This is a genomic window from Pseudomonas sp. S3_B11 (assembly GCF_054667715.1).
In genome coordinates, this window is the sequence record NZ_CP162749.1 from 3,746,222 (window position 1) to 3,769,991 (window position 23,770).

Consider the following 23,770-nt stretch of genomic DNA (forward strand, 5'->3'; position numbering starts at 1 on the left):
GAACACCCGCCCCGAGCAACAAGCAGACACAAAAAAATCCGGGATTTAGCTTAATCCTGTTCAGTTGCGCCGTTAATGAAGATTTTGATATCACGTTCAGAGCGGCGTAGTTCAGTGTGTATATCCATTTCTGCGGTAATGGATCTACACACAAAACCCAAGCCAAAAAAAACGACGCTCCCCATTTCTGAAGAAGCGCCGTTTTTTCTAACTGAACAGCATCACAACCAGGTTTGAAAAAGCATCAAGCAATTAGAAACGCTTGATCTCCGCCTGGCTCTCCAGCTGCTTGCGATACGCCGCAAAGTCCTGCTGACCAACACGGGACGCGAGGTAGCGGCGATATTCCGCCTTCTCTTCGTCAGTCGGTGCCGCCGCTTCGTTCACGCCATTCAAACGCACGACCATCAGGCTGCCATCAGGCAAGGTCACGCTGGTGAACGTCGGCTTGTCCTTGGACTCAGGCTTGGGCATGCGGAACAGTGCTTGCAGCACCGCCGGATCGATGCCTTCCTGGTTGCGGGTTGCCGCCTGGGTGGCTTTCCAGCCTTGGCCGTCGACCGGCTTGTCCAGTGCAACCTTGCCATCGCGCAGGCCGGCGATCAGCTCGTCGGCCCGGGTCTTGGCTGCCGCGCTAGCGTGTTCCTTGGTCAATTGAGCACGAATCGGCCCTGCCACGCTTTCCAGCGGCAGTTGCTCAGGCTTGCGGTGCTCCTTGGCACGCAGCACCACGACGGTTTCCGGGTCCAGCTCGATGGCGGTGCTGTTGGCGCCCTCATTCAGCACTTCCGGACTGAACGCAGCAGTAACCACGGCACGATTGGCCGCAATCCCTTCGCCGCCTTCACGACCAAATGGGGCCGATGTGTGGACGGTCAGCTTCAGGTCCTGGGCGGGTTGCGCCAGGTCGGACGCTTCGAACGAGGCATCCTCCAACTGCTTGGTCGCCTCAACGAAACGCTGCTCCACCTGTTGAGTCTTCAGCTCGCGGGTCAGCTTGTCCTTGAGGCTGGCAAACGTAGGCACTTCAGGCGCTTCGACACCCAGCAGCTTGATCAGGTGCAGACCGAAATCGGTGCGTACCGGTGCCGAGACCTGGTCCTTGTTCAAGGCGTACAAGGCCTTTTCGAATTCCGGATCGTAGACACCAGGACCGGCGTAGCCCAGATCGCCGCCGTTGTTAGCCGAACCCGGGTCCTGGGAAAACTCCTTCGCCAACGCTTCAAACGACTCGCCTTTGGCCAGGCGAGCCTGGATCTCTTCGATCTTCGCCTTGGCCTGGGCTTCGGTCACCTTGTCGTTCACTTCGATCAGGATGTGCGCAGCCCGACGCTGTTCGGACAGGTTGGCGATTTCTTTCTGATAGGCCGCCTGCAAGTCTTCGTCCTTGACGCTGACCTGATCGAAGAAAGAGGCCTTCTTCAGTTCGAGGTAATCGATGACCACCTGGTCAGGCGTCATGAATTCCTTGGCGTGCTGGTCGTAGTAAGCCTTGACCTCATCATCGGTCAGCTTGACGGAGGCAGGATCAGCCTTGATGTTCAAAGTGGCGAAATCACGCGTCTGTTTTTCAAGGCGTGCAAATGCCAGCACTTGGGCATCGGTGACGAAACCGCTGCCTGCCAGGCCGGCGCGCAACTGACCGATCAGCATTTCCTGAGCCAGCATCTGGCGGAACTGCATACGGCTGTAACCCAGTTGGCGGATCACCTGATCGAAACGCTCGGGACTGAATTTGCCATCGACCTGGAACTCAGGCGTCTGCAGGATCACTTGATCAAGCGCAGCTTCGGAGAAAGCGAATTTCGCATCGTGTGCGCCTTGCAGCAACAACTTGCGGTCGATCAGGCCCTTGAGCGCCGAATCACGCAGCATTTTTTCGTCCAGCAGGGAGGCGTCGAAATCCTTGCCCAGCTGTTGCATGAGCTGACGGCGTTGCATGTCGACCGCCTGGCTCAGCTCGTTCTGGCTGATGTTTTCGCCGTTGACCTTGGCCGCTTCGTTGCTGTTGGTAGTGGCTTTGAAAATGGCATCGAAACCGGTCAACGCCATCAATGCGACGATGACCCCGATGATGGTCTTGGCAATCCAGCCTTGTGAATTGTCCCTGATATTCTGCAGCATGCGTCCCCCAGAAACGGTTGAACTTCAAATTTAGGCAACCGTGGAGCGTGGGTAGAATCCGGATAGAAGAAAGGCGCATCCGAGGATGCGCCTTCTCGTAACTGGCGGAGCGGACCGGGCTCTAACCTTCAAGCCCTGGTGTGCCAGACCGGTTGCAACCGGCCGTGTTACCGCTCCGCTGCCAAGCCAGGCATGACCCCGACCCGGATAAACTCAACGAAACCTTAGTTAACGGCTTCTTTCAGTGCTTTACCAGCTTTGAAGCCTGGCTTTTTGGCAGCAGCGATTTCCAGCGTCTTACCGGTCTGCGGGTTGCGACCGATACGAGCAGGACGATCGGTCACGGAGAAGGTACCGAAACCAACCAGAACAACGGAGTCGCCAGCCTTCAGAGCGCCAGTGACGGATTCGATTACAGCGTCCAGCGCACGGCCAGCAGCAGCTTTCGGGATATCAGCGGATGCAGCGATAGCATCAATCAGTTCCGACTTGTTCACTCTAAGTCCCCTTATATCTATTTGAGATGATTCTAAGTTTTTTTGGTGAAAGCAAAACGAGTGCTGAATGGCCTGCAGACACTTAAGAGCCGCTTTATAACAAGGGCTCTAAAAAACTGTCAAGGAAGCCCCCCAGGCAAATGCGTATTAATGCGTGCTAATTCTTTCCTTAGAGTCAGACTCTCGCTTTTCTTCCTTCGCGACAATCTCCGGAGCCACATCCGGCAAGGGCTCCGGCGCGTATTGCAGCGCAATTTGCAGGACCTCGTCAATCCATTTAACGGGTTTGATCTGAAGATCTTGCTTGATGTTGTCAGGAATTTCCTTCAGGTCGCGGACATTCTCTTCGGGAATGATCACGATCTTGATCCCGCCACGGTGTGCCGCCAGCAGTTTTTCCTTCAGGCCGCCAATCGCCAGGACCTGGCCGCGCAGTGTGATTTCACCCGTCATGGCGACGTCGGCGCGCACCGGGATACCGGTCAATGCCGAGACCAGGGCCGTGCACATGCCTACACCAGCGCTTGGGCCGTCCTTGGGCGTAGCCCCTTCAGGCATGTGGATATGCGTGTCGCGCTTCTCATGGAAGTCCAGGGGAATGCCCAGGCTCCGGGCGCGGCTGCGAACCACCGTCAGCGCAGCGGTGATCGATTCGACCATCACGTCGCCCAGGGAACCGGTCTTGATCAGTTGCCCCTTGCCCGGCACCACGGCCGCTTCGATGGTCAGCAACTCACCACCGACCTGGGTCCAGGCCAGGCCAGTCACCTGGCCGATCTGGTCCTGTTGCTCGGCGAGGCCGTAGCGGAACTTGCGTACGCCCAGGAAGTGCTCCAGCAGGTCCGCAGTGACCTTGACCGCGAAGCGTTTTTCCAGCGCATGTTCCTTGACCGCCTTGCGGCAGACCTTGGCAATCTGCCGTTCCAGGCCACGTACACCGGCTTCGCGGGTGTAGTAGCGGATGATGTCGCGAATCGCTTCCTCGTCGAATTCCAGCTCGCCTTTTTTCAGGCCGTTGGCCTGGATCTGCTTGGGCGAAAGGTATTTCACGGCGATGTTGATCTTCTCGTCCTCGGTGTAGCCCGGAAGACGAATCACCTCCATCCGGTCCAGCAACGCCGGCGGAATATTCATGGAGTTGGAGGTGCAGAGGAACATCACATCCGACAGGTCGTAGTCGACCTCCAGGTAGTGATCGTTGAAGTTGTGATTCTGCTCAGGATCGAGGACTTCGAGCAACGCAGAGGCGGGATCGCCGCGCATGTCGCTACCCATCTTGTCGATTTCGTCCAAAAGGAACAGCGGATTGCGCACGCCGACCTTTGTCATCTTTTGAATCAATCTTCCTGGCATCGAACCGATGTAGGTACGGCGATGCCCCCGAATTTCCGCCTCATCGCGCACGCCGCCAAGAGCCATGCGTACGAATTTGCGGTTGGTCGCGTGGGCAATCGACTCCGCAAGGGAGGTTTTACCGACCCCAGGAGGACCGACCAGGCACAGGACCGGGCCACGAATCTTCTTCACGCGCTTCTGCACGGCGAGGTATTCAAGGATACGCTCCTTGACCTCTTCCAGGCCGTAATGGTCGGCGTCGAGGATGTCTTCGGCACGCGCCAGGTCCAGACGCACCTTGCTCTGGGCTTTCCACGGCACCTGGACCAACCAGTCGATGTAGGAGCGCACTACGGTGGCCTCAGCAGACATCGGCGACATTTGCTTGAGCTTGTTCAACTCAGCCTGGGCCTTGGCCAGTGCATCCTTGGGCAAGCCGGCGGCATCGATGCGCTTTTTCAGCTCTTCGATTTCGTTGTGGCCTTCGTCACCATCGCCCAGCTCTTTCTGAATGGCCTTCATCTGCTCATTCAGGTAGTACTCGCGCTGGCTGCGCTCCATCTGTTTCTTGACGCGACCGCGAATGCGCTTCTCGACCTGCAACAGATCGATTTCGCCGTCGAGCAGTGCCAGCACGTGTTCGACACGGGCCGACAAATCAATGATTTCGAGAATTTCCTGCTTCTGCTCGATCTTGAGGGCCATATGGGCCGCCATCGTATCGACCAGTCGCCCAGGCTCATCGATGCTGTTAAGCGACGACAGGACCTCTGCAGGCACCTTCTTGCCCAGTTGCACGTATTGTTCGAACTGCGACAGCAGGCTGCGGACAAACACCTCTGACTCACGCTCGGGCGCATCGACCTCTTCGATCAGCGACACCTCGGCCCGGCAATGGCCGTCCACTTCGCTGAAACGCTCGATAGCACCGCGCTGTTCGCCTTCGACCAGGACCTTGACGGTGCCGTCGGGCAGCTTGAGCAATTGCAGAACCGTTGCAATCGTACCTACGCGATACAGTGCGTCTTCGCCGGGATCATCATCGGCCGGGTTTCTCTGAGCCAGCAAAAGAATCTGCTTGTCACCCGCCATCGCAGCCTCAAGGGCTTCGATGGACTTCTCGCGCCCCACGAACAGCGGGATAACCATGTGCGGATACACCACGACATCGCGCAATGGCAGGAGAGGCAATTCGATGGTTGTCTTCATGATTTCGCCTCTACGGCGGCCCTCGGGCCGGAAACAGATGGAAGTAAGCTTGAAACCAAGATGGGGGCAGCCTTGAAAAAAAACAAGCGCTAAGACACGTCTAAAACGCGCAAAAAGCAAAGGGGCCCGAAGGCCCCTCCTTTGTTCCGGCAGCCGAACGCTTAAGCGTCCGGTGCGGCCTTGGCAGCCGGCTCACTGTTTTCATAGATATACAGTGGCTTGGACTTGCCTTCTATGACGCTTTCATCGATCACGACTTTACTCACCTCGGACTGCGAGGGGATCTCGTACATCGTGTCGAGCAATACGCCTTCGAGAATCGAGCGCAATCCACGGGCACCGGTCTTACGCTCCAGGGCACGTTTTGCGACCGATTTCAGCGCGTCGGAACGGAATTCCAGGTCTACACCTTCCATTTCGAACAACTTGGCATACTGCTTGGTCAGGGCGTTCTTCGGCTCGGTCAGGATCTGCATCAACGCCGCTTCATCCAACTCGTCCAGCGTCGCCAGGACCGGCAGACGACCGACGAATTCCGGGATCAGACCGAACTTGACCAAATCGTCAGGCTCGACTTCACGCAGAGATTCACCGACTTTCTTGCCTTCTTCCTTGCTGCGCACTTCGGCGTTGAAACCAATGCCACCACGGGTGGAACGGTTTTGAATAACCTTTTCCAGGCCGGAGAACGCACCACCGCAGATGAACAGGATGTTACGGGTGTCGACTTGCAGGAATTCCTGCTGCGGATGCTTGCGACCACCTTGGGGTGGAACGGAAGCGACCGTACCTTCGATCAACTTGAGCAAGGCCTGCTGCACGCCCTCACCGGAAACATCCCGGGTGATGGACGGGTTGTCGGACTTGCGGGAAATCTTGTCGATTTCATCGATGTAGACAATGCCCATCTGGGCCTTTTCCACATCGTAGTCGCACTTCTGCAACAACTTCTGAATGATGTTCTCGACATCCTCACCCACATAACCCGCCTCAGTGAGGGTGGTTGCGTCGGCGATGGTGAACGGAACGTTCAGCAAGCGGGCCAGGGTTTCGGCAAGCAGGGTCTTACCCGAGCCTGTCGGGCCGATCAGCAGGATGTTGCTCTTGCCGAGTTCGACGTCGTCATTCTTCTTGTCACGTTGGTTCAGGCGCTTGTAGTGGTTGTACACCGCTACGGCCAGTACCTTTTTCGCACGTTCCTGACCAATCACATACTGATCAAGGATGCCGCTGATTTCTTTAGGCGAAGGCAATTTATGCGCGCTGCTCTCGGCCTGGGCTTCCTGCACCTCCTCGCGGATGATGTCATTGCACAGGTCGACGCACTCGTCGCAAATGAAGACCGAGGGGCCGGCAATCAATTTGCGCACTTCATGCTGGCTTTTGCCACAGAAGGAGCAATAAAGCAGTTTGCCGTTGTCCTCGCCGTTGCGGGTGTCAGTCATTCGATCGATCCAAATCCGATAGGCTTGCAACACAAGATGAAGGCAATTGCGGGCTTTTTCAAGCCCGCAGGTGATCGGACCTGCCGATCAACCTCATTTTGAGCTGCTTATTTTAAGCGGGGCGCTGGTTGATCACTTCATCGATCAGACCATATTCACGTGCGGCTTCAGCGCTCATGAAATTGTCGCGGTTGGTATCGCGCTCGATTTCTTCTAGCGTGCGCCCGCTGTGCTTGGCCATCAAGGTATTGAGGCGCTCGCGAATGAAGAGGATTTCCTTGGCATGGATTTCAATATCCGATGCCTGGCCCTGGAAACCGCCCAGCGGCTGGTGAATCATCACGCGCGAGTTCGGCAGGCAGTAACGCTTGCCATGGGCACCAGCTGTCAGCAAAAACGCACCCATGCTGCAAGCCTGACCGATACAGGTCGTCGAAACGTTAGGCTTGATGAACTGCATGGTGTCGTAGATCGACATGCCCGCCGTCACCGAACCGCCAGGGGAGTTGATATAGAGATGGATATCCTTGTCCGGGTTTTCGGCTTCAAGGAACAACAGTTGCGCACAGATCAGGTTGGCCATGTAGTCCTCTACCGGGCCCACCAGAAAGATGACGCGTTCCTTGAGCAGACGCGAGTAGATGTCATAGGCACGTTCGCCGCGGGCGGACTGCTCGATAACCATCGGGACCAGGCCGCCTGCGGCCTGGATGTCAGAGCTCTGCTGATAAAAAGAATTGCGGGACATGTCTCGCAGTCACTCCCAAATAGTTATGTCTTGAATACGCATAAGCCAGCGCGAAGGCTGGCTTATGGGTGTTTATTTCTTACCGCAGAACCATCAATCGGCTTGTGGAGCTTCCACCGGCTTGACCGCTTCTTCGTAAGAGACCGCTTTATCGGTCACGCTAGCTTTCTGCAGAACAGTATCCACAACTTGTTCTTCCAGCACAACCGAACGGACTTCGTTCAGTTGCTGGTCGTTCTTGTAGTACCAGGACACGACTTGCTCAGGCTCTTGATAGGCCGAGGCCATTTCCTGGATCAGCTCGCGAACGCGGGCTTCGTCAGGCTTGAGTTCGAACTGCTTGACCACTTCGGCGACGATCAGGCCCAGCACGACGCGGCGCTTGGCTTGCTCTTCGAACAGTTCGGCAGGCAGCTGGTCCGGCTTGATGTTGCCACCGAACTGCTGAACAGCCTGCACGCGCAGACGGTTCACTTCGTTGTCCAGCAGGGCCTTTGGCACTTCGATCGGGTTGGAGGCCAGCAGACCGTCCATGACCTGGTTCTTGACCTTGGACTTGATGGCCTGGCGCAGCTCACGCTCCATGTTCTTGCGAACTTCGGTGCGGAAACCTTCCAGACCGGTTTCCTTGATGCCGAACTGGGCGAAGAACTCTTCGTTCAGCTCAGGCAGTTTCGGCTCGGAAACAGTGTTGACGGTCACGGTGAACTCGGCGGCTTTGCCAGCCAGGTCCAGGTTCTGGTAGTCCTCAGGGAAGGTCACGTTCAGAACGCGCTCTTCACCGGCCTTGGCGCCAACCAGGCCGTCTTCGAAGCCAGGAATCATGCGACCGGAACCCAGCACCAGCTGGGTAGCCTTGGCGGAACCGCCCGCGAACACTTCACCGTCGACCTTGCCGACGAAATCGATGTTCAGTTGATCTTCGTTCTGGGCAGCACGCTCAGTCACTTCGAAACGGGTGTTCTGCTTGCGCAGGATGTCCAGCATCTTGTCCAGGTCGGCATCCGACACGTCAGCGCTCAGGCGCTCGACAGCGATGGATTCGAAACCGGCAACCGTGAACTCAGGAAACACTTCGAACGTGGCGACGAATTCCAGGTCCTTGCCTTTTTCCAGCACTTTAGGCTCGACGGACGGAGCGCCGGCCGGGTTCAGCTTCTGCTCGACGACCGCTTCGTAGAACGAAGACTGGATCACGTCGCCCACGGCTTCCTGACGCGCATCAGCTTCGTAACGCTGACGAATCACGCTCATTGGCACTTTGCCTGGGCGGAAACCTGGGATTTTGGCCTTTTGGGCAGTCTGCTGCAGACGCTTGTTGACCTGAGTCTCGATGCGCTCAGCCGGCACGGTGATGCTCATGCGGCGCTCAAGAGCAGAAGTATTTTCAACAGAAACTTGCATGGATATTCCTCGTTGCACAGACGTTGGCCGGGCGTTTCCGACCCCAGAATCAAGGGCATGCATTCTAGTAGGTCAAACTCAAGAAGTCACCCTACTGAAAACGCGCTGGAAACAGGCGCCGGATTTAGGACGGGACAAACGGTCATGCCCCACCCGGATTGCAAATACAGTCGACTCAGCCCAGGGCTCTGCGCCAACGCTTCTATATATAGAAGCGGCTTGCCCGATCACGCGACGCCCGCCCCCACAAAGGGACCGACGGACATGTCACGCATCATCACGAAACACATTCGCGACGAACCGACCGCTGCGCGCAGCTCCAAGAAACCGTACCGACGCCAAACACAAAACCACTGAAAACAAAAACGGCGCAGCCCTTTTCAGGTACTGCGCCGTTTTCTGCTATTTAAATAGCGACTTGTATGGTGCGGACGGAGAGACTCGAACTCTCACACCTTGCGGCGCTGGAACCTAAATCCAGTGTGTCTACCAATTCCACCACATCCGCGTATCAAGCTTTTAAAGCAAAGGCGCCAGATTGTTAGATCTGGCGCCTTTCTAGAATATGGGGTGGACGATGGGGATCGAACCCACGACAACGGGAGTCACAATCCCGTGCTCTACCAACTGAGCTACGCCCACCATATTGCCTTGTTGCCTTACTTGTGCCAAAGCTGCCTAATTGGCGCACCCGGCAGGACTCGAACCTGCGACCATCCGCTTAGAAGGCGGATGCTCTATCCAGCTGAGCTACGGGCGCCTTTTTAATCTGTATTCTTGGACGATTACAAACTAAGTGCTTTCAGTTTTACCGAGTTGAAACAACCAACTCCGCTCCACCTTCTTAACCAGTGCTAGGCTGTGCCCGACAAGTGCGACGAATGTTATAGACGGCCTGATAGGTCGTCAACACTTTTTTAAAAAAATTCATTTAATTAAAGGGGTTAGGGGAATTTGCAGACCAAGCGCCTTTGCCCCCACGCCCCGGCATGCGAGAATGCGTTCTCTTTTTTCCCCTCTCGATGGTTAACCACGCGCAATGACTGCACAACTTATCGACGGCAAATCGATCGCCGCCAGCCTGCGCCAGCAGATCGCCCAACGAGTTACCGAGCGCCGCCAGCAAGGCCTGCGTACGCCCGGCCTTGCGGTGATCCTGGTCGGCAGCGATCCTGCCTCTCAGGTTTATGTCTCGCACAAGCGTAAAGACTGTGAAGAGGTCGGCTTCCTTTCCCAGGCCTACGACCTGCCTTCCGAAACCACCCAGCAAGCGCTGGCCGATCTGATCGATCGCCTGAACGATGACCCGAACATCGACGGCGTTCTGCTCCAGCTGCCGCTGCCTGAACACCTCGACGCCTCCAAGCTGTTGGAGCGTATCCGCCCGGACAAAGACGTCGATGGCTTCCATCCTTATAACGTCGGTCGCCTGGCCCAGCGTATCCCGTTGCTTCGTCCCTGCACCCCTAAAGGCATCATGACGTTGCTGGAAAGCACTGGCGTGGACCTGTACGGCCTTGACGCCGTGGTGGTGGGTGCGTCCAACATCGTTGGTCGTCCAATGGCCATGGAGCTGCTGCTGGCCGGCTGCACCGTGACCGTGACCCATCGTTTCACCAAGGATCTGGCTGGCCATGTCGGCCGCGCGGACCTGGTGGTGGTGGCCGCCGGCAAACCCGGCCTGGTAAAAGGCGAGTGGATCAAGGAAGGCGCCATCGTCATCGACGTGGGCATCAATCGCCAGGAAGATGGCAAGCTGGTGGGCGACGTGGTCTACGAGACCGCCCTGCCCCGCGCCGGCTGGATCACGCCGGTACCGGGTGGCGTAGGCCCGATGACCCGCGCCTGCCTGCTGGAAAACACGCTGTACGCGGCTGAAACGCTGCACAGCTGATACGCCCGACAAAAACCTGTGGGAGCGAGCTTGCTCGCGATAGCGATGGACCGGCCAACATCCAGTTGACTGACACATCGCTATCGCGAGCAAGCTCGCTCCCACAGGTGTTTCTGGCGACCGGACTTTAGCCGCCAAATTACAAGTTTTTCAGATTCGTTTCGCCAAAATCCCCCTCCATGAAACTTTATTTATTCACAAGCCCTGGCGATACAGGCATATAGCGCTGCTGTCGCCCATACTCCTAAAATGCGACGTTTTTTTAAAAGTCGTTGCTCAACGGCACCTTCAACTCTATCGAGTCTACTCGCGTGAAAATCCGTCTTTCCATCATCAGCCTATTCATCGCTTTCACAGGCAGCTTTATCACGCAAAATGTCGTTGCACAGGAAACCATCGCGGCCCCTCGGGACACGACCAAGCTGCAAGTCGCCTCGGGCAGCGCGATGTTGCTGGACCTGCAGACGGATAAAGTCGTTTATTCGAGCAACCCGGACGTGGTGGTACCCATCGCGTCGGTGACTAAGTTGATGACCGGCCTGATCGTGCTGGATGCCAAACAGAACCTCGATGAGTACATCTCCATCACCATTGCCAACACCCCAGAGATGAAGGGCGTGTTTTCCCGAGTCAAACTCAACAGCGAGCTGTCGCGCCGGGACGTGCTGCTGATCGCCCTGATGTCTTCGGAAAACCGCGCCGCCGCCAGCCTCGCCCACCACTATCCAGGTGGCTATGCGGCGTTCATTGCCGCCATGAACGCCAAGGCGAAGGCGCTGGGCATGACCAGCACCCATTACGTCGAACCGACGGGCCTGTCGATTCACAACGTCTCGACCGCCAGGGACCTGACCAAGCTGCTGATCGCCGCTCGCAAGTATCCATTGCTGAGCGAACTGAGCACCACCAAGGAAAAGACCGTTACCTTCCGCAAGCCTGTGTATAGCCTGGGCTTTCGCAACACTGACCACTTGATCCACAAGGCCAACTGGGATATCCAGTTGACCAAGACCGGTTTCACCAACGAGGCCGGCCACTGCCTGGTGCTGGTGACGAAGATGGGCAATCGCCCGATGGCACTGGTGATCCTCGATGCATTCGGCAAGTTCACGCACTTCGCCGATGCCAGCCGGATTCGTAGCTGGGTCGAGACCGGAAAAAGCACCGACGTGCCGTCAGTGGCCCTGCAATACAAGGCTGCCAAGAATCTCAAGAGCCGCCAGAGTGGTGTGGTGGAAGCCTCCCAATAATCCGCGGCACACAGAAAAGCCCCGACTCGTCGTAATGCTGTTCACTTAGAAAAAGCGGCGCTTCTTTCAGAAATGGGGAGCGCCGTTTTTTTGTTTTATTGCTTTGGTGTTTATATCCGTTACCTAAATAACGGATATACACCCCAACCCACGCCTCTCGGAACAGATAATGCCTAGGCCTTCAGGTCACCCAACGGATCATAGGGCTTGGGCTTGCGCTCATCCTTCTTGTCCAGAGGCGCCTTGGCCGGCCCTACCGGATCAACCTGGGGGTCCTCAAGATCCGGCGAATCCGGATCAAACCCCAGGTCATCACCGCTGGAATGCTCTGACGAATGTGGCCCCGTAGGTGTTTTCGACTGTGCCATGCGTGCCTCCTCCAATCACGGTCGGAAAATGCCAACCCTGACGATAAGAGCCTCAGGCCTGCCAGGTTGTGCCCGGCAAGTGACGAACGGGGTGAACGGTCAATGCGCCGCTTCCAAGGTCTTGGTGGCCCGCGCCGCCGCTTGCTCCTGCCCTGCCCCGCCCAATTCGGCCGCCGCTTTGAGCCACCGCTGCGAGTCGACATTGGCCGGAAGCTGCGTAGGTCGCTGGACCAGCACCGCCCAGCCGCCCGCGCTCTGGAAGTCCGATTCGAAGGCACTGAAGCTCATCAACTGCCGCGGGTTCATGCCTGCACGCAGCAACACCGTCTGCTTCCGACGGTCGTAGCCGACGAGAATTCCATACCGAGGCGCGGGCCAGAACACCGAACCCTCGATATAGCGCACCAGCACCGGATAACCCGCCGCGACCTGCTCCAACAATGCCGGCAGCCTGGGGCCGAGGGGATACACCAGCAACCCGTACTCCCGCGCCAGGGTGGGCATATTCTGCTGCAAACCAGCTTCGCCACCGGGCAGGTGCAACGGTTTTTCCAGCAGCCCCGGAGTGATGACAGTGCCTTGCAACGTCAGCAAGGCGGCCAGGGACTGCGGAGCTCCCTGGTGCATTTCACCACGGTAGAACGGCACGCTGTTGAGCTCCACCCGTTCGGGCAGGCGCTGGATCTGCGGCGACACACTGCCCGCACACCCCGCCAGGGCAACGAGGCAGGACAGCGTCAGGACCAGTGATCGAAAAGATGAAATGACCGGCGACATGATGACTCTCTTGTTCAGGCACCCGGCATCCGGGCCAGGCTTGGGTCGACGATCATAAGGCGCGCACAGCCCTGGGTATAGCCATAACGGCAGTTTTACGAGCGCGATAGAACGAACCGATCCGTGCCCGACCGCCACGGATCGATTACCTGCAACACTTGAGCGACTAGACTGTCCATGTATTAGGTGCGTGATCCCGGACTGGGGATAAAAGGAGGCACAGATGAGCCTGACCACGACAATTCTGATGCTGATATTCGGCTGGCTGAGCGTAGCCACGGCCATGCTGTGGGGCGTGCTTCGGATCACCCGCCGCCATCATCACGCGCCACCTGCGCAATCGGAAAAAACCACAAAATCCGCGCGACGCCACGCCACCGCACACTGAGCATTCGCTTTTCAAACCCTCAAAAAAAACCACCCGGGCCTCGACCCGGGTGGCTTCTGTTTGCCTGGCATCAGGCGTTGTCGGCCAACGCCCTTTCCCTGGCCCGACGGGACAACATGTTCAACACCTCGATCGCCGCCGAGAACGCCATGGCCGCGTAGATATAACCCTTGGGCACATGGGCACCGAAGCCTTCGGCGATCAGCGTCATGCCGATCATGATCAGGAAGCCCAGGGCCAGCATCACCACCGTCGGGTTGTCATTGATGAACTTGGCCAGCGGTTCGGCTGCCAGCAGCATCACGAGTACCGACACAACGACCGCGATGATCATGATCGGCAAATGCTCGGTCATGCCCACGGCCGTGATGATGCTGTCGATGGAGAACACCAGGTCCAACATCAGGATCTGACCAATCGCTGCAGCAAAGCCCAGGGTCACGCCGGACGTGGCCGACTTGGGATCATCCGGTGCCGGGTCCATGCTGTGGTGGATTTCAGTAGTCGCCTTCCACAGCAGGAACAGACCACCGGCAATCAGGATCATGTCTTTCCAGGAGAACGCCTGACCCAGGATTTCGATGACCGGTTCGGTCAACTGCACAATGAAGGCAATGGTGCTCAACAAGCCCAGGCGCAGGATCAGCGCCATGCCGATACCGATCCGCCGTGCCTTGGCACGGTGCTGGGCGGGCAGCTTGTTGGTCAGAATCGAAATGAAGATCAGGTTATCGATGCCGAGCACGATTTCCATGACCACCAGAGTTGCCAGGGCGATCCACGCGGTGGGGCTGGCGGCGAGCTGCAGAAGATAATCCATGGGTCAGTCCTGACTGATGTGACGTGTTAGATGGTTTTGGTCGGGGTTTGTGTTTCGTCAGCTTCGTCCGCCGGCTTTTTCTTCGGGCTGATCAACCCGCCGGTGGCTTCGCTGATCGCCTGTTCGGCGGCTTTGTGGGTGTCGTCGATGGCCTGCTTGGCGGTTTGCGCTGCCTGTCCCATCAGTTGCTGGGCACTTTTTTCAGCCTGTTCACAGCCCGCCAATGTCATTGCAGACATCGTCAACAAGGCTGCAAGTCCCAGGGATTTGTATGTCATGAAATAAATGCCTCTTGAGAGAATAGAAGGTGCACGAAAATGGCCCGCCAATGGCCAGGCATTCTAGAGACGCGAATACTTCAGGAAAATTCGTATTTTCAGCGGTTATACTTCGCTTTTTACGAATCCGCGAAAACCCATGCTCAATTACCGACAATTGCATTACTTCTGGGTGGTGGCGAAAACCGGCAGCATCGTGCGCGCCTGCGAGCAGTTGAACCTGACCCCACAGACCATCAGCGGGCAGATTTCCCTGTTCGAGCAGACCTATAACATCAAGCTGTTTCGCCGCGTCGGACGGCAGCTGGAACTGACCGAGGCCGGCCGCCAGACCTTGCCCTACGCCGAACACATGTTCCAGTTGGGCGGTGAGCTGGAATTGATGCTGCGCGCCCAGCCCAACGAGCAGCAAACCCTGTTTCGGGTCGGGGTGGCGGATGTGGTGCCCAAATCCATCGTCTACCGGCTGCTGGCGCCGACCATGGAGCTGAGTGAACCGCTGCGCATCACCTGTCGCGAAGACAAGCTCGAACGGCTACTGGCGGACCTGGCGATCCAGCGTCTGGACCTGGTGATTTCCGACAGCCCGATGCCGACTCACCTGGACATCAAGGGCTACAGCCAGAAACTGGGGGAATGCGGGATCAGCTTTTTCGCCACCACCGCGCTGGCCGAACGCCACGGGCGGGATTTCCCCCACGGCCTGCATGACGCTCCGCTGCTGATTCCCGGGCCGGAAACCGTGGTGCGCAGCCGCTTGCAACGCTGGTTCGCCGAGCAACAGATCCAGCCGCGCATCGTCGGCGAGTTCGACGACAGCGCATTGATGCAGGCCTTCGGCCAATCAGGCAGCGGGATTTTCATCGGCCCGAGCGTGATCGCCGAAGAGGTCAAGCGCCAGTACGGCGTAGAAGTGATCGGCCAGACCGATGCGGTGAGCGAATCCTTCTACGCCATTTCCGTGGAGCGCAAGGTCAGCCACCCCGGAATCGTCGCGATTGCCGAGGGCGCGCGTCGCGAGTTGTTCAGCGCTTAGCAGGCGACACGAGGTTTGAAGGTCATCAGCAGCAACGCCAGCAGGATCGATACGAAGATGAACCCGGCCGCCGCAAACCCGACACTGCCCAGGCCCAGGGTATCGATGACCCGGCCACCAACCATCGCCCCCAGGCCAATCCCCAGGTTGGCCCCGGCGATGTTCAACGATGCGGCAAAGGCCGGGGCCTGCGGGGCCGCCTTCATCAGCCGCACATGGCTGACCAGGAACAAGGCCGCCTGGGTCACGCCCCAGATGCCCATCGCCGCCGCCAGCGCCAGGGGTGAATGAATGCTCGGCACCAACGCCACCATGCCGCCGATCAGGAACAGGCAGAAGACCATCGATGCGATCAACGGATGCCGGTCCACCGCCCGACCGCCCAGGGAATTGCCCAGCAGCCCGACGGCGCCGAAGCCCATCAGGCACCAGCCCACCAGGGTGCCATCGAACCCGGCGAGGCGTTCGAGGATATCCGCCAGATAGGTGTAGGCGGTGAACATGCCACTGAACACCAGGATCGACAACAGCACATGCCCTTGCATCAACGGGCTGCGCAGGATCTTGAATTGCGAACGAAAGCTCACCTGATGCTGGTGCAGATTGGTTTTCGGCAGGTAGATAAACAGCAGCAACGCCTTGGCGAAGGCGATGACCGCCAGGATCGCGAACGCACTGCGCCAGCCAAACGCATCGGAAATCAACGTGCCCACGGGAATGCCGAACACCGTGGCACAGACGATGCCAAAGCCGATCCGGGCGATGGCCCGCCCGGCCAACTGTGGCCCGACAATGTCCACCGCCGTTTCACTGGCCAGCGCCCAGAACACCGGCAGGCCCAGGGCCGGGATCAACCGGGCAACGGCCATCACCCAGATGTTGGGGGCGACTGCGGCGAGCATGTTGGCCAGGCCGAACATCACCAGCACGCTGATAAACAACTTGCGCCGCTCAAAGCGGGCGAACCAGGCCGTCAGGAATGGCCCGAACGCCGCCACCGTAAACGCGAACAACGTCACCAGCAGCCCGGCCTGGGGGATGCTGACCTGCAAATCGCGGGCGATAGAGGGCAACAGGCCAACGATGACGAATTCCGTGGTCAGCACCGTAAAACCGGCGGCCGACAACAGGAAAATGGGTAACAACATGCAGAACTCCAGCGAAACGACGACACCAGCGTCAGCCCGTGGGCTCGCTGGCGGATATAGAAAGGTGATGAGGGCAAAGCCTAACAGAATGCGTCCACCAGACAAAACGCGCTGAACACCCGAGTGACGGATCGTCACAGGTCCGTCAGATTTTTCATCGGGCTGTGATAAAGTCCGCGGCCTGCAAAACGCCGTACTTTTCTCACGGTCCGCTCATGTGGCCTGCCCGCTTGTTGCCCTGACTCGTCGACCGTCGCACACAATAAAATCAGAGATGCCGCTATGACAGCTTCGTCCGTTACCCCTATGCAACGCCTCAAACGCACCAGTCTGGTGACGCAAATCGTCATCGGCCTGATCGCCGGTATCGTCCTGGCTTGGCTGGCGCCCGACGTGGCCAAGTCCACCGCATTCATCGGCAAGGTCTTCGTGTCCGCGCTCAAGGCCGTGGCGCCGATCCTGGTGTTCGTGCTGGTCATGGCTTCGATCGCCAACCATAAGCATGGCCAGGAAACCCATATCCGGCCGATTCTGTTCCTCTACCTGCTGGGCACTTTCGCCGCCGCAGTGGTCGCGGTGGTTGCCAGCACGCTGTTTCCGTCCAGCCTCGTGCTGTCGACCCAAGACGTCGCAGTCACGGCGCCCGGTGGCATCAGCGAGGTGCTGCAAAGCCTCCTGCTGAGCGTGGTGGATAACCCGGTCCGGGCGCTGATGGACGGTAACTTCATAGGCATCCTGGCCTGGGCTATCGGCATGGGCATCGCCATTCGTCATGCTGGCCAGACCACCCGTACCGTGCTCGAAGACCTGTCCAACGGCGTGACCGTGATCGTGCGCCTAGTGATCCGCTTCGCCCCACTGGGGATCTTCGGCCTGGTCGCCTCGACCCTGGCAACCTCCGGTTTCGGCGCCCTGCTCGGCTACCTGCACCTGCTCACCGTACTGATTGGCTGCATGCTGTTCGTGGCATTGGTGGTCAACCCGCTCATCGTGTTCTGGAAACTGCGTCGCAATCCCTACCCGCTGGTGTTCACCTGCCTGCGCGAGAGCGGTATCACGGCGTTTTTCACCCGCAGCTCGGCGGCGAACATTCCGGTGAACCTGGAACTGAGCAAACGCCTGGGCCTGCACGAAGACACCTATTCGGTGTCGATCCCGCTGGGCGCGACCATCAACATGGCGGGCGCCGCCATTACCATCACCGTGCTGACCCTGGCGGCCGTGCATACCCTGGGTATCGCAGTGGATATGCCAACGGCCGTGCTGCTGAGCGTTGTCGCGGCGATTTGCGCGTGCGGCGCATCCGGGGTGGCCGGCGGTTCGCTGTTGCTGATTCCCCTGGCATGCAGCCTGTTTGGCATTCCCAGCGAAATCGCCATGCAAGTGGTCGCGGTGGGTTTCATCATCGGTGTCCTGCAGGACTCGGCGGAGACGGCGTTGAACTCGTCCACGGATGTGCTGTTCACAGCGGCCGCATGCCTGGGTGAGGAAGAGAAGCTCGCGCGTACGGCGTAACAGTTGCGGTGGCTGTTCGGTCCCTATCGCGAGCAAGCTCGCTCCCACAGGGGATGTGTTGTGTAGCAGCTATTGTGTGAGCGCCACTGCCCCCTGTGGGAGCGAGCTTGCTCGCGATAGCGGCGGTACATCCGCCGAGGATGTGCCAGTCAGCCACAAAAAAGCCCGGGAACGGCCCACACCGTCCCGGGCTTTTTCATGCCTGCGGGGTTAGAACGCGCCCATGTAGTCGCGCTTGCCCACTTCCACGCCATTGTGGCGCAGCAAGGCGTAGGTGGTGGTGACGTGGAAGAAGAACTGCGGCAGGCCGTAGGTCAGCAGGTAGTTCTGGCCGCTGAAGCGTTTTTCCTTCGGCGTGCCCGGACGGGTGACGATTTCGATGCCTTCCTTGCCATCGATCTGCTCAGGGCGGATGCCATCGATGAAGGCCAAGACCTTGGCGATCAAGGCTTGCAGCTCGGCGAACGTGGTCTCGCTGTCCTCATACTTCGGCACTTCGATCTCGGCCAGGCGTGCAGACACACCTTTAGCGAAGTCCACCGCGATCTGCACCTGGCGCACCAGTGGGAACATGTCCGGGTACAGGCGAGCTTGCAGGAAGGCGTTCGGGTCGATGTTCTTCGCGGTGGCGTGGGCTTCGGCCTTGTTCAGAACGTCGCTCAACGCGTTGAGCATCTGCTTGAAAACCGGGACGGAAGCGGCGTACAGGGAAATAGTCATGGCGATCTCATGCAGGTGGCAGGAAAGAATGAATCAAACGGCTGCGATTATAGCCACGGCTTGTTGCACAGCTTGTCTTTTATTGCGCAAGGATTAGGCTAGGCGGCTTCCACAGCATAGGGAACGCGCGATGAGCATCGAAGAACAAAGCCAGGCTGAAGAACCACGGCTCAATAGCACGGAAATCCGCATCCTCGGCGCGCTGGTCGAGAAGCAGGCCACCAACCCCGAGACCTACCCGCTGACGCTCAACGCCCTGGTCCTGGCCTGCAACCAGAAAACCAGCCGCGAACCGGTGATGAACCTCAATCCGGGCCAGGTCGGCCAGAGCCTGCGGGCACTGGAAGGTCGCGGCTTTACCAAACTGGTGATGGGCAGCCGCGCCGACCGCTGGGAACATCGGGTCGACAAAGCCCTGGAGCTGGTACCGGCCCAAGTGATCCTGATGGGCCTGCTGTTCCTGCGTGGCCCGCAAACCGTCAATGAGCTACTGACCCGCAGCGGTCGGATGCACGACTTCGAAGACGCCGAACAAGTGGTGCACCAGCTTGAACGCCTGATCGCCCGGGGACTGGCGCTGCTGGTGCCACGCCAGGCCGGCCAGCGCGAAGACCGCTATGTGCACGCCATGGGCGACCCGGCGGACATCGAGGCGATTCTCGCCGCCCGCCAGCACCCGGTGGAGCGTGGAGCCGGCGGCGCTGTCTCGCTGGAGCGCATCGAAGAACTCGAAGCGCGGATCGCGGCCCTGGAAGAACGCCTGTCGCGGCTGGAATAGCAGCGCCTACGCCAACCGGGCGAAGGCCACGGCTTTTTCGAATTGCTCCAGGTTGGGCCGCACGCCGGTGTACAGCACGAACTGCTCCAGTGCCTGGATCGCAATGACTTCCAGCCCGGTGATGACCCGCTTGCCTTCGGCCCTGGCGCGCACGATCAGCGGCGTTTCCGACGGGATCGCCACGACATCGAACACAGTTTCGGCCGCGACGATGGTCTCGGGCTCAAACGCCAACTGGTCGGCTTCCGGCCCCCCGGTCATGCCGATCGGCGTGACGTTGATCAGCATCTGTGGCCGCCGGGTACCCAGGTCAGCTTGCCATTCATACCCCAGGGACTCGGCCAGGGCTCGCCCGGCGGCTTCATTGCGGGCAACGATCAGCCCGTTCTTGTAACCCCCATCGCGCAAGGCACTGGCCACAGCCTTGGCCATGCCGCCGCTGCCGCGCAAGGCAAAGGTCGAGTCCTTGGGCACCGCGTGGCTTTGCAACAACTGGGTGATGGCGATGTAGTCGGTGTTGTAGGCCTTCAGATGGCCGTTGGTATTGACGATGGTGTTGATGGACTGGATCGCCGTGGCGGAAGGATCCAGCTCATCCACCAGGGCAATGCAGGCTTCCTTGAACGGCATCGACACGCCGCATCCACGAATTCCCAGGGCACGGATACCGCCCACGGCTCCAGGCAGGTCCTGGCTGCTGAACGCCTTGTAATAGAAATTCAGGCCCAATTGTTCATACAGGTGATTATGAAAGCGCAGGCCGAAGTTTCCGGGACGCCCCGATAGCGACATGCACAGTCGGGTGTCTTTGTTGGGATTGATCTGCATGCGTGTCTCCTTGCAATTCACTTTCGGACAGACGGAATCACCGCTGCGAAAGGTTTTATTCGATGATGATACCGCCAGCCCCAGCCCGGTCTCAGGCCCCTGGATGACGCGGCGCGGTAAGGAAAAGCGCTACAGACCTTACACAATATTTACCCAACGGCGTCGCAAATCCTGAGAAAATCGTTGTCAGAGCAAGTATCCCCGCGACCCTCATCGGGTCTGTTACAGACCACAGGCGCCGGGGCCGAAACGAGGAACAGCCATGAATCGTAGACTTCCCATCATCGCCCTGCTCATGGGGGCACTCGCGGTCACCGGCCAGGCATCCGCCCACGGTCGTGGTGGTTGGGAGGGGCCCGCAGTGTTTGGCGCAATCGTCGGTTCGGCCATCGTTGGCTCGGCCCTCATCAACCGTGATCGGCCGGTGTATGTGCAGCAACAACCGGTCTACTACCAACCGCAGCCGGTCTATGTGCAGCAACCACCGCCGGTCTACTACCAGCCACAGCCGGTGTATGTAGAGCAACCGATCTACTATCGCCCAGCGCCGGTGTATTACGGGCCACCACGGGGCTACTACTATGGCCCGCCTCGTGGTCATTACGGTCGCTGGTAATCAGCTTCCCGGGTGGCAAAAAAAAGCCTGTGATCAATGATCACAGGCTTTTTCATATTCGCCACAGTGTAATTGTCAGACGTGCTCGCTGCTTTTCAAACGGACCGGCGCATGCTCCGCCGCCCCGTGAACAGGCTCAGTCACCACGGGAATCTCGTTGCCATCGCAGTCGTGCAGCTTGCCATCGCTGAAGTAATCACCTTCACGAAGCGCCGCCAGGTCCTGGTAGCACAACACTCGCTCGGTGCCGGCGGCGAAAACCGACTGCTGGTCGGAGTTACCGGCGGTGAAGTGGTTGAACGCCAGGTTCAGCGCGATCGCCATGATTGCCGAAGAACTGATGCCCGAATGAAAGATGGTCGCGAACCAGCTCGGGAAATGGTCATAGAAGTTCGGTGCAGCGATGGGAATCATGCCAAAACCAATGGAAGTGGCGACGATGATCAGGTTGACGTTGTTGCGGTAGTCGACTTTGGACAGCGTGCGGATGCCACTGGCAGCCACCGTGCCGAACAGCACGATACCAGCACCGCCCAGTACCGAGGTCGGCACCGCCGCGATCACCCGGCCCATGAACGGCAGCAGGCCGAGCACCACCAGGAAGACCCCGCCGGTCGCCACCACGAAACGGCTCTTGATCCCGGTCACCGCCACCAGCCCGACGTTCTGGGCAAAGGCACTCTGGGTGAAGGAACCGAAGATCGGCGCGATCATGCTCGACAGCATGTCGGCCCGCAAGCCGTTGCCCAGGCGCCTGGAGTCGACTTTGGTGTCGATGATCTCGCCCACCGCCAGGATGTCGGCGGAGGTTTCCACCAAGGTCACCATGATCACGATGCACATCGACAGGATCGCGGCGATGTGGAAAGTCGGCATGCCGAAATGGAACGGTGTCGGGAAGCCGAACATCGGGCCCTGGCTGACCGATGAAAAGTCCGCCATGCCGAGGAACACAGCGATGACGGTACCAATCACCATCGCCAACAGAATCGACAACCGCGAAATGGTTGCGTTGCCCATTTTGCTCAGCAGGAGCACCAGCACAAGGGTCACTGCGGCCAGGCCGATGTTGGCCATGCTGCCGAAATCAGCGGCATGGCTATTGCCCCCCATGGCCCAGCGCGCCGCCACCGGCATCAGGGTCAGGCCGATGGTGGTGATCACGATGCCGGTGACCAGTGGCGGAAAGAACCGGGTGATGCGTGAAAACACCGGGGTAATCAGCAAACCAATCAGGGACGCGGCGATCACCGCGCCAAGGATGGCTTGAAAGCCGCCTTCCCCGCCGCTGCCGACAATCGCCACCATCGTCGCCACGCCCGAGAACGATACGCCTTGCACCAAGGGCAGTTGGCAGCCGAAAAACGGCAGGCCGAGGGTTTGCAGCAACGTTGCCAAGCCCCCCGCGAACAATGACGCGGCAATCAACAGACCGATGTCCGCGGGCGAGAGCCCGGCCGCCTGGCCGATGATCAATGGCACGGCGACGATGCCACCGTACATGGTCAACACATGTTGCAGGCCGTAAGCCATATTCGCGCCGACGCCAAGGTTTTCGTCCTCGGGCCGTGGGAGTGAAACATGGGGCGTTTTCATGGTTCGGGGATTCCCTGTTTTTTGTTATGGGCACACTGTATTCAAAACTCAGGACAAATGTCCATAGAGTTGTATACAACTTGTTGCCATACGCAGGAACAGGCTCCCCGGCCAACAGCCTTTTTATGGCTGGAGCAACCCCACTATCGCCGGCCGCAACAGCTCGCGCGGCGGTACGCGCAGGCCAAACTCTTGTTCGAGCAAGTCGATCAACTCATCGGCATCGGCGATCACCCGGCGCTCGCTCTCCTGCCCTATCCGGTGCACCGCATAGCTGTTGCCGTTCAGGGTCTTGCGCAACCCGTCACCGGTACGCGCGACCATCAACCGGCCCATGAACGGCGATTCCGGGTGACTGCTGACGTACCAATTACCGAGGGTGTAGTCGATGTCTTCCTGGCGTTGCAGATCGAACAGGTACATCGGCCGCCATTCGTCGGCGACGTTGGCGCGCAACATGTAACCGTCCGCATGGGTTTCGATGCGGTACGGCTCATGGGGCGTTGTTTGGGCTTCACGGCTGTCCAGCAACAACGGCGCAGTGGGCACCATGCCACCAAAGCCGACGTCGGTGATGTAGAGCTCGCCGTCAAACGTCACCAGGCTCAACCGGTGGGTCCGGGCAGCCCAAGAGCCTTCAGGCGCGTTCATCACCACGCGCCCGGTGATGCCGCGGGCGTCGAAACCCAACTCCAGCAACAGCGCCAAAAACAGTTGGTTGAGTTCATAGCAATAGCCACCGCGCCCCTGTTCGAACACTTTTCGTTCGACCGATTCAAGGTCGACGGGCACGGGCTGACGCAGCAACGTCGACAGGGTTTCAAAAGGGAATTCGGCGGTATGGCGCTGTTGCAGTTGGCGCAACGTGTCGAGGGTCGGCGCTGGGGGGGCGTCGAAACCCAGGCGCCGCAGATAGCGGGCCGTGTCGCTCAGTTGGGGGTGACTCATGAGGGGTGTCCTTTTCCAGGGTCGGCGCTGCGCTCACGACAAGCGCAC

General features: G+C 58.9%; 22 protein-coding genes and 3 tRNA genes. 7 read left to right on the top strand and 18 right to left on the bottom strand.

Annotated features, from left to right (window positions below; genetic code table 11):
- Positions 1 to 252 precede the first annotated feature (252 nt).
- The 9 genes from AB4O22_RS16850 to AB4O22_RS16890 form a co-directional block, all read right to left on the bottom strand.
- Positions 253 to 2,124 carry a SurA N-terminal domain-containing protein gene (locus AB4O22_RS16850; protein WP_460096782.1) on the bottom strand — a complete coding sequence of 624 codons (1,872 nt, stop codon included), beginning with the start codon at positions 2,122 to 2,124 and terminating at the stop codon, positions 253 to 255.
- Positions 2,125 to 2,348: 224 nt separating this feature from the next.
- Positions 2,349 to 2,621: an HU family DNA-binding protein gene (locus tag AB4O22_RS16855; RefSeq protein ID WP_002552737.1), complete on the bottom strand. Its 273-nt coding sequence runs from the start codon at positions 2,619 to 2,621 to the stop codon at positions 2,349 to 2,351.
- Between the two features lie 147 nt (positions 2,622 to 2,768).
- Positions 2,769 to 5,165 (bottom strand): endopeptidase La, encoded by a 2,397-nt coding sequence (lon, locus tag AB4O22_RS16860; RefSeq protein WP_003199864.1) that lies wholly within the window; start codon positions 5,163 to 5,165, stop codon positions 2,769 to 2,771.
- Positions 5,166 to 5,326: 161 nt separating this feature from the next.
- On the bottom strand, positions 5,327 to 6,610 hold the full coding sequence (gene clpX, locus AB4O22_RS16865) for an ATP-dependent Clp protease ATP-binding subunit ClpX (protein WP_003183176.1): 1,284 nt from the start codon (positions 6,608 to 6,610) through the stop codon (positions 5,327 to 5,329).
- Positions 6,611 to 6,722: 112 nt separating this feature from the next.
- Positions 6,723 to 7,358 (bottom strand): ATP-dependent Clp endopeptidase proteolytic subunit ClpP, encoded by a 636-nt coding sequence (clpP, locus tag AB4O22_RS16870; protein WP_003199862.1) that lies wholly within the window; start codon positions 7,356 to 7,358, stop codon positions 6,723 to 6,725.
- A 93-nt stretch (positions 7,359 to 7,451) separates the two neighbouring features.
- Positions 7,452 to 8,762, bottom strand: coding sequence for a trigger factor (gene tig / locus AB4O22_RS16875; protein WP_003199860.1), 1,311 nt, complete (start codon positions 8,760 to 8,762; stop codon positions 7,452 to 7,454).
- A gap of 423 nt (positions 8,763 to 9,185) precedes the next feature.
- A tRNA-Leu gene (locus AB4O22_RS16880) sits at positions 9,186 to 9,270 on the bottom strand.
- A 58-nt stretch (positions 9,271 to 9,328) separates the two neighbouring features.
- Positions 9,329 to 9,404 (bottom strand) — tRNA-His (locus AB4O22_RS16885).
- 41 nt (positions 9,405 to 9,445) lie between these two features.
- A tRNA-Arg gene (locus AB4O22_RS16890) sits at positions 9,446 to 9,522 on the bottom strand.
- A gap of 279 nt (positions 9,523 to 9,801) precedes the next feature.
- Between AB4O22_RS16890 and folD the strand changes: the two genes are divergently transcribed.
- Positions 9,802 to 10,656 (top strand): bifunctional methylenetetrahydrofolate dehydrogenase/methenyltetrahydrofolate cyclohydrolase FolD, encoded by an 855-nt coding sequence (folD, locus tag AB4O22_RS16895; RefSeq protein WP_003199858.1) that lies wholly within the window; start codon positions 9,802 to 9,804, stop codon positions 10,654 to 10,656.
- Positions 10,657 to 10,967: 311 nt separating this feature from the next.
- Positions 10,968 to 11,906 (top strand): D-alanyl-D-alanine endopeptidase, encoded by a 939-nt coding sequence (gene pbpG, locus AB4O22_RS16900; RefSeq protein WP_003199856.1) that lies wholly within the window; start codon positions 10,968 to 10,970, stop codon positions 11,904 to 11,906.
- Between the two features lie 173 nt (positions 11,907 to 12,079).
- On the opposite strand, the gene AB4O22_RS16905 is transcribed toward pbpG, so the two are convergent.
- Complete coding sequence (locus tag AB4O22_RS16905) at positions 12,080 to 12,274, bottom strand: DUF6021 family protein (RefSeq protein WP_223472384.1); 195 nt, start codon at positions 12,272 to 12,274, stop codon at positions 12,080 to 12,082.
- Positions 12,275 to 12,373: 99 nt separating this feature from the next.
- Positions 12,374 to 13,051, bottom strand: coding sequence for a peptidase C39 family protein (locus AB4O22_RS16910; protein ID WP_223472383.1), 678 nt, complete (start codon positions 13,049 to 13,051; stop codon positions 12,374 to 12,376).
- A 223-nt stretch (positions 13,052 to 13,274) separates the two neighbouring features.
- Here AB4O22_RS16910 and AB4O22_RS16915 point away from each other — a divergent pair, with 223 nt between their 5' ends.
- Positions 13,275 to 13,439, top strand: coding sequence for a hypothetical protein (locus AB4O22_RS16915; protein ID WP_003199851.1), 165 nt, complete (start codon positions 13,275 to 13,277; stop codon positions 13,437 to 13,439).
- A 70-nt stretch (positions 13,440 to 13,509) separates the two neighbouring features.
- On the opposite strand, the gene AB4O22_RS16920 is transcribed toward AB4O22_RS16915, so the two are convergent.
- Positions 13,510 to 14,259, bottom strand: a complete 750-nt coding sequence (locus tag AB4O22_RS16920) for a TerC family protein (protein ID WP_003199850.1) — start codon at positions 14,257 to 14,259, stop codon at positions 13,510 to 13,512.
- Between the two features lie 26 nt (positions 14,260 to 14,285).
- Entirely contained in the window at positions 14,286 to 14,537 is a 252-nt protein-coding gene (locus tag AB4O22_RS16925) for a hypothetical protein (protein ID WP_003199848.1), read from the bottom strand.
- 139 nt (positions 14,538 to 14,676) lie between these two features.
- Here AB4O22_RS16925 and nhaR point away from each other — a divergent pair, with 139 nt between their 5' ends.
- Positions 14,677 to 15,573 carry a transcriptional activator NhaR gene (gene nhaR / locus AB4O22_RS16930; RefSeq protein WP_460096784.1) on the top strand — a complete coding sequence of 299 codons (897 nt, stop codon included), beginning with the start codon at positions 14,677 to 14,679 and terminating at the stop codon, positions 15,571 to 15,573.
- Here nhaR and AB4O22_RS16935 read toward each other — a convergent pair.
- Positions 15,570 to 16,721 (bottom strand): MFS transporter, encoded by a 1,152-nt coding sequence (locus AB4O22_RS16935; protein WP_003199844.1) that lies wholly within the window; start codon positions 16,719 to 16,721, stop codon positions 15,570 to 15,572. The two genes, nhaR and AB4O22_RS16935, sit on opposite strands and share 4 nt — an antisense overlap.
- Before the next feature lie 282 nt (positions 16,722 to 17,003).
- Here AB4O22_RS16935 and sstT point away from each other — a divergent pair, with 282 nt between their 5' ends.
- Positions 17,004 to 18,236 carry a serine/threonine transporter SstT gene (gene sstT / locus AB4O22_RS16940; protein WP_003199842.1) on the top strand — a complete coding sequence of 411 codons (1,233 nt, stop codon included), beginning with the start codon at positions 17,004 to 17,006 and terminating at the stop codon, positions 18,234 to 18,236.
- Positions 18,237 to 18,446: 210 nt separating this feature from the next.
- Here sstT and AB4O22_RS16945 read toward each other — a convergent pair whose 3' ends face one another.
- Complete coding sequence (locus AB4O22_RS16945) at positions 18,447 to 18,956, bottom strand: DUF1993 domain-containing protein (RefSeq protein ID WP_003199840.1); 510 nt, start codon at positions 18,954 to 18,956, stop codon at positions 18,447 to 18,449.
- Positions 18,957 to 19,086: 130 nt separating this feature from the next.
- On the opposite strand from AB4O22_RS16945, the gene AB4O22_RS16950 reads away from it, so the two are divergent.
- Positions 19,087 to 19,734 carry a YceH family protein gene (locus AB4O22_RS16950; protein WP_013692649.1) on the top strand — a complete coding sequence of 216 codons (648 nt, stop codon included), beginning with the start codon at positions 19,087 to 19,089 and terminating at the stop codon, positions 19,732 to 19,734.
- A 6-nt stretch (positions 19,735 to 19,740) separates the two neighbouring features.
- Here AB4O22_RS16950 and AB4O22_RS16955 read toward each other — a convergent pair whose 3' ends face one another.
- Positions 19,741 to 20,562 carry a shikimate 5-dehydrogenase gene (locus AB4O22_RS16955; protein WP_460096786.1) on the bottom strand — a complete coding sequence of 274 codons (822 nt, stop codon included), beginning with the start codon at positions 20,560 to 20,562 and terminating at the stop codon, positions 19,741 to 19,743.
- A gap of 262 nt (positions 20,563 to 20,824) precedes the next feature.
- Between AB4O22_RS16955 and AB4O22_RS16960 the strand changes: the two genes are divergently transcribed.
- On the top strand, positions 20,825 to 21,178 hold the full coding sequence (locus AB4O22_RS16960) for a hypothetical protein (RefSeq protein WP_003199833.1): 354 nt from the start codon (positions 20,825 to 20,827) through the stop codon (positions 21,176 to 21,178).
- Positions 21,179 to 21,253: 75 nt separating this feature from the next.
- Here the strand turns inward: AB4O22_RS16960 and AB4O22_RS16965 are convergent, their stop codons facing one another.
- Positions 21,254 to 22,774 (bottom strand): nucleobase:cation symporter-2 family protein, encoded by a 1,521-nt coding sequence (locus AB4O22_RS16965; protein ID WP_460086948.1) that lies wholly within the window; start codon positions 22,772 to 22,774, stop codon positions 21,254 to 21,256.
- A 123-nt stretch (positions 22,775 to 22,897) separates the two neighbouring features.
- The gene (locus AB4O22_RS16970) at positions 22,898 to 23,722 is read right to left on the bottom strand and encodes an arylamine N-acetyltransferase family protein (protein ID WP_460096788.1); all 825 of its coding nucleotides are present in this window, start codon (positions 23,720 to 23,722) and stop codon (positions 22,898 to 22,900) included.
- Positions 23,723 to 23,770: the final 48 nt, after the last annotated feature.

Bases quoted from the DNA above. Each gene is read 5' to 3' on its own strand.
- sstT (WP_003199842.1), top strand. From the start codon at position 17,004: ATGACAGCTTCGTCCGTTACCCCTATGCAACGCCTCAAACGCACCAGT.
- clpP (WP_003199862.1), bottom strand. From the start codon at position 7,358: ATGTCCCGCAATTCTTTTTATCAGCAGAGCTCTGACATCCAGGCCGCA.
- AB4O22_RS16935 (WP_003199844.1), bottom strand. From the start codon at position 16,721: ATGTTGTTACCCATTTTCCTGTTGTCGGCCGCCGGTTTTACGGTGCTG.
- AB4O22_RS16905 (WP_223472384.1), bottom strand. From the start codon at position 12,274: ATGGCACAGTCGAAAACACCTACGGGGCCACATTCGTCAGAGCATTCC.
- AB4O22_RS16920 (WP_003199850.1), bottom strand. From the start codon at position 14,259: ATGGATTATCTTCTGCAGCTCGCCGCCAGCCCCACCGCGTGGATCGCC.
- AB4O22_RS16965 (WP_460086948.1), bottom strand. From the start codon at position 22,774: ATGAAAACGCCCCATGTTTCACTCCCACGGCCCGAGGACGAAAACCTT.
- AB4O22_RS16850 (WP_460096782.1), bottom strand. From the start codon at position 2,124: ATGCTGCAGAATATCAGGGACAATTCACAAGGCTGGATTGCCAAGACC.
- AB4O22_RS16950 (WP_013692649.1), top strand. From the start codon at position 19,087: ATGAGCATCGAAGAACAAAGCCAGGCTGAAGAACCACGGCTCAATAGC.
- AB4O22_RS16955 (WP_460096786.1), bottom strand. From the start codon at position 20,562: ATGCAGATCAATCCCAACAAAGACACCCGACTGTGCATGTCGCTATCG.
- AB4O22_RS16970 (WP_460096788.1), bottom strand. From the start codon at position 23,722: ATGAGTCACCCCCAACTGAGCGACACGGCCCGCTATCTGCGGCGCCTG.
- AB4O22_RS16925 (WP_003199848.1), bottom strand. From the start codon at position 14,537: ATGACATACAAATCCCTGGGACTTGCAGCCTTGTTGACGATGTCTGCA.
- folD (WP_003199858.1), top strand. From the start codon at position 9,802: ATGACTGCACAACTTATCGACGGCAAATCGATCGCCGCCAGCCTGCGC.
- nhaR (WP_460096784.1), top strand. From the start codon at position 14,677: ATGCTCAATTACCGACAATTGCATTACTTCTGGGTGGTGGCGAAAACC.
- AB4O22_RS16960 (WP_003199833.1), top strand. From the start codon at position 20,825: ATGAATCGTAGACTTCCCATCATCGCCCTGCTCATGGGGGCACTCGCG.
- tig (WP_003199860.1), bottom strand. From the start codon at position 8,762: ATGCAAGTTTCTGTTGAAAATACTTCTGCTCTTGAGCGCCGCATGAGC.
- AB4O22_RS16915 (WP_003199851.1), top strand. From the start codon at position 13,275: ATGAGCCTGACCACGACAATTCTGATGCTGATATTCGGCTGGCTGAGC.
- lon (WP_003199864.1), bottom strand. From the start codon at position 5,165: ATGAAGACAACCATCGAATTGCCTCTCCTGCCATTGCGCGATGTCGTG.
- AB4O22_RS16945 (WP_003199840.1), bottom strand. From the start codon at position 18,956: ATGACTATTTCCCTGTACGCCGCTTCCGTCCCGGTTTTCAAGCAGATG.
- AB4O22_RS16910 (WP_223472383.1), bottom strand. From the start codon at position 13,051: ATGTCGCCGGTCATTTCATCTTTTCGATCACTGGTCCTGACGCTGTCC.
- clpX (WP_003183176.1), bottom strand. From the start codon at position 6,610: ATGACTGACACCCGCAACGGCGAGGACAACGGCAAACTGCTTTATTGC.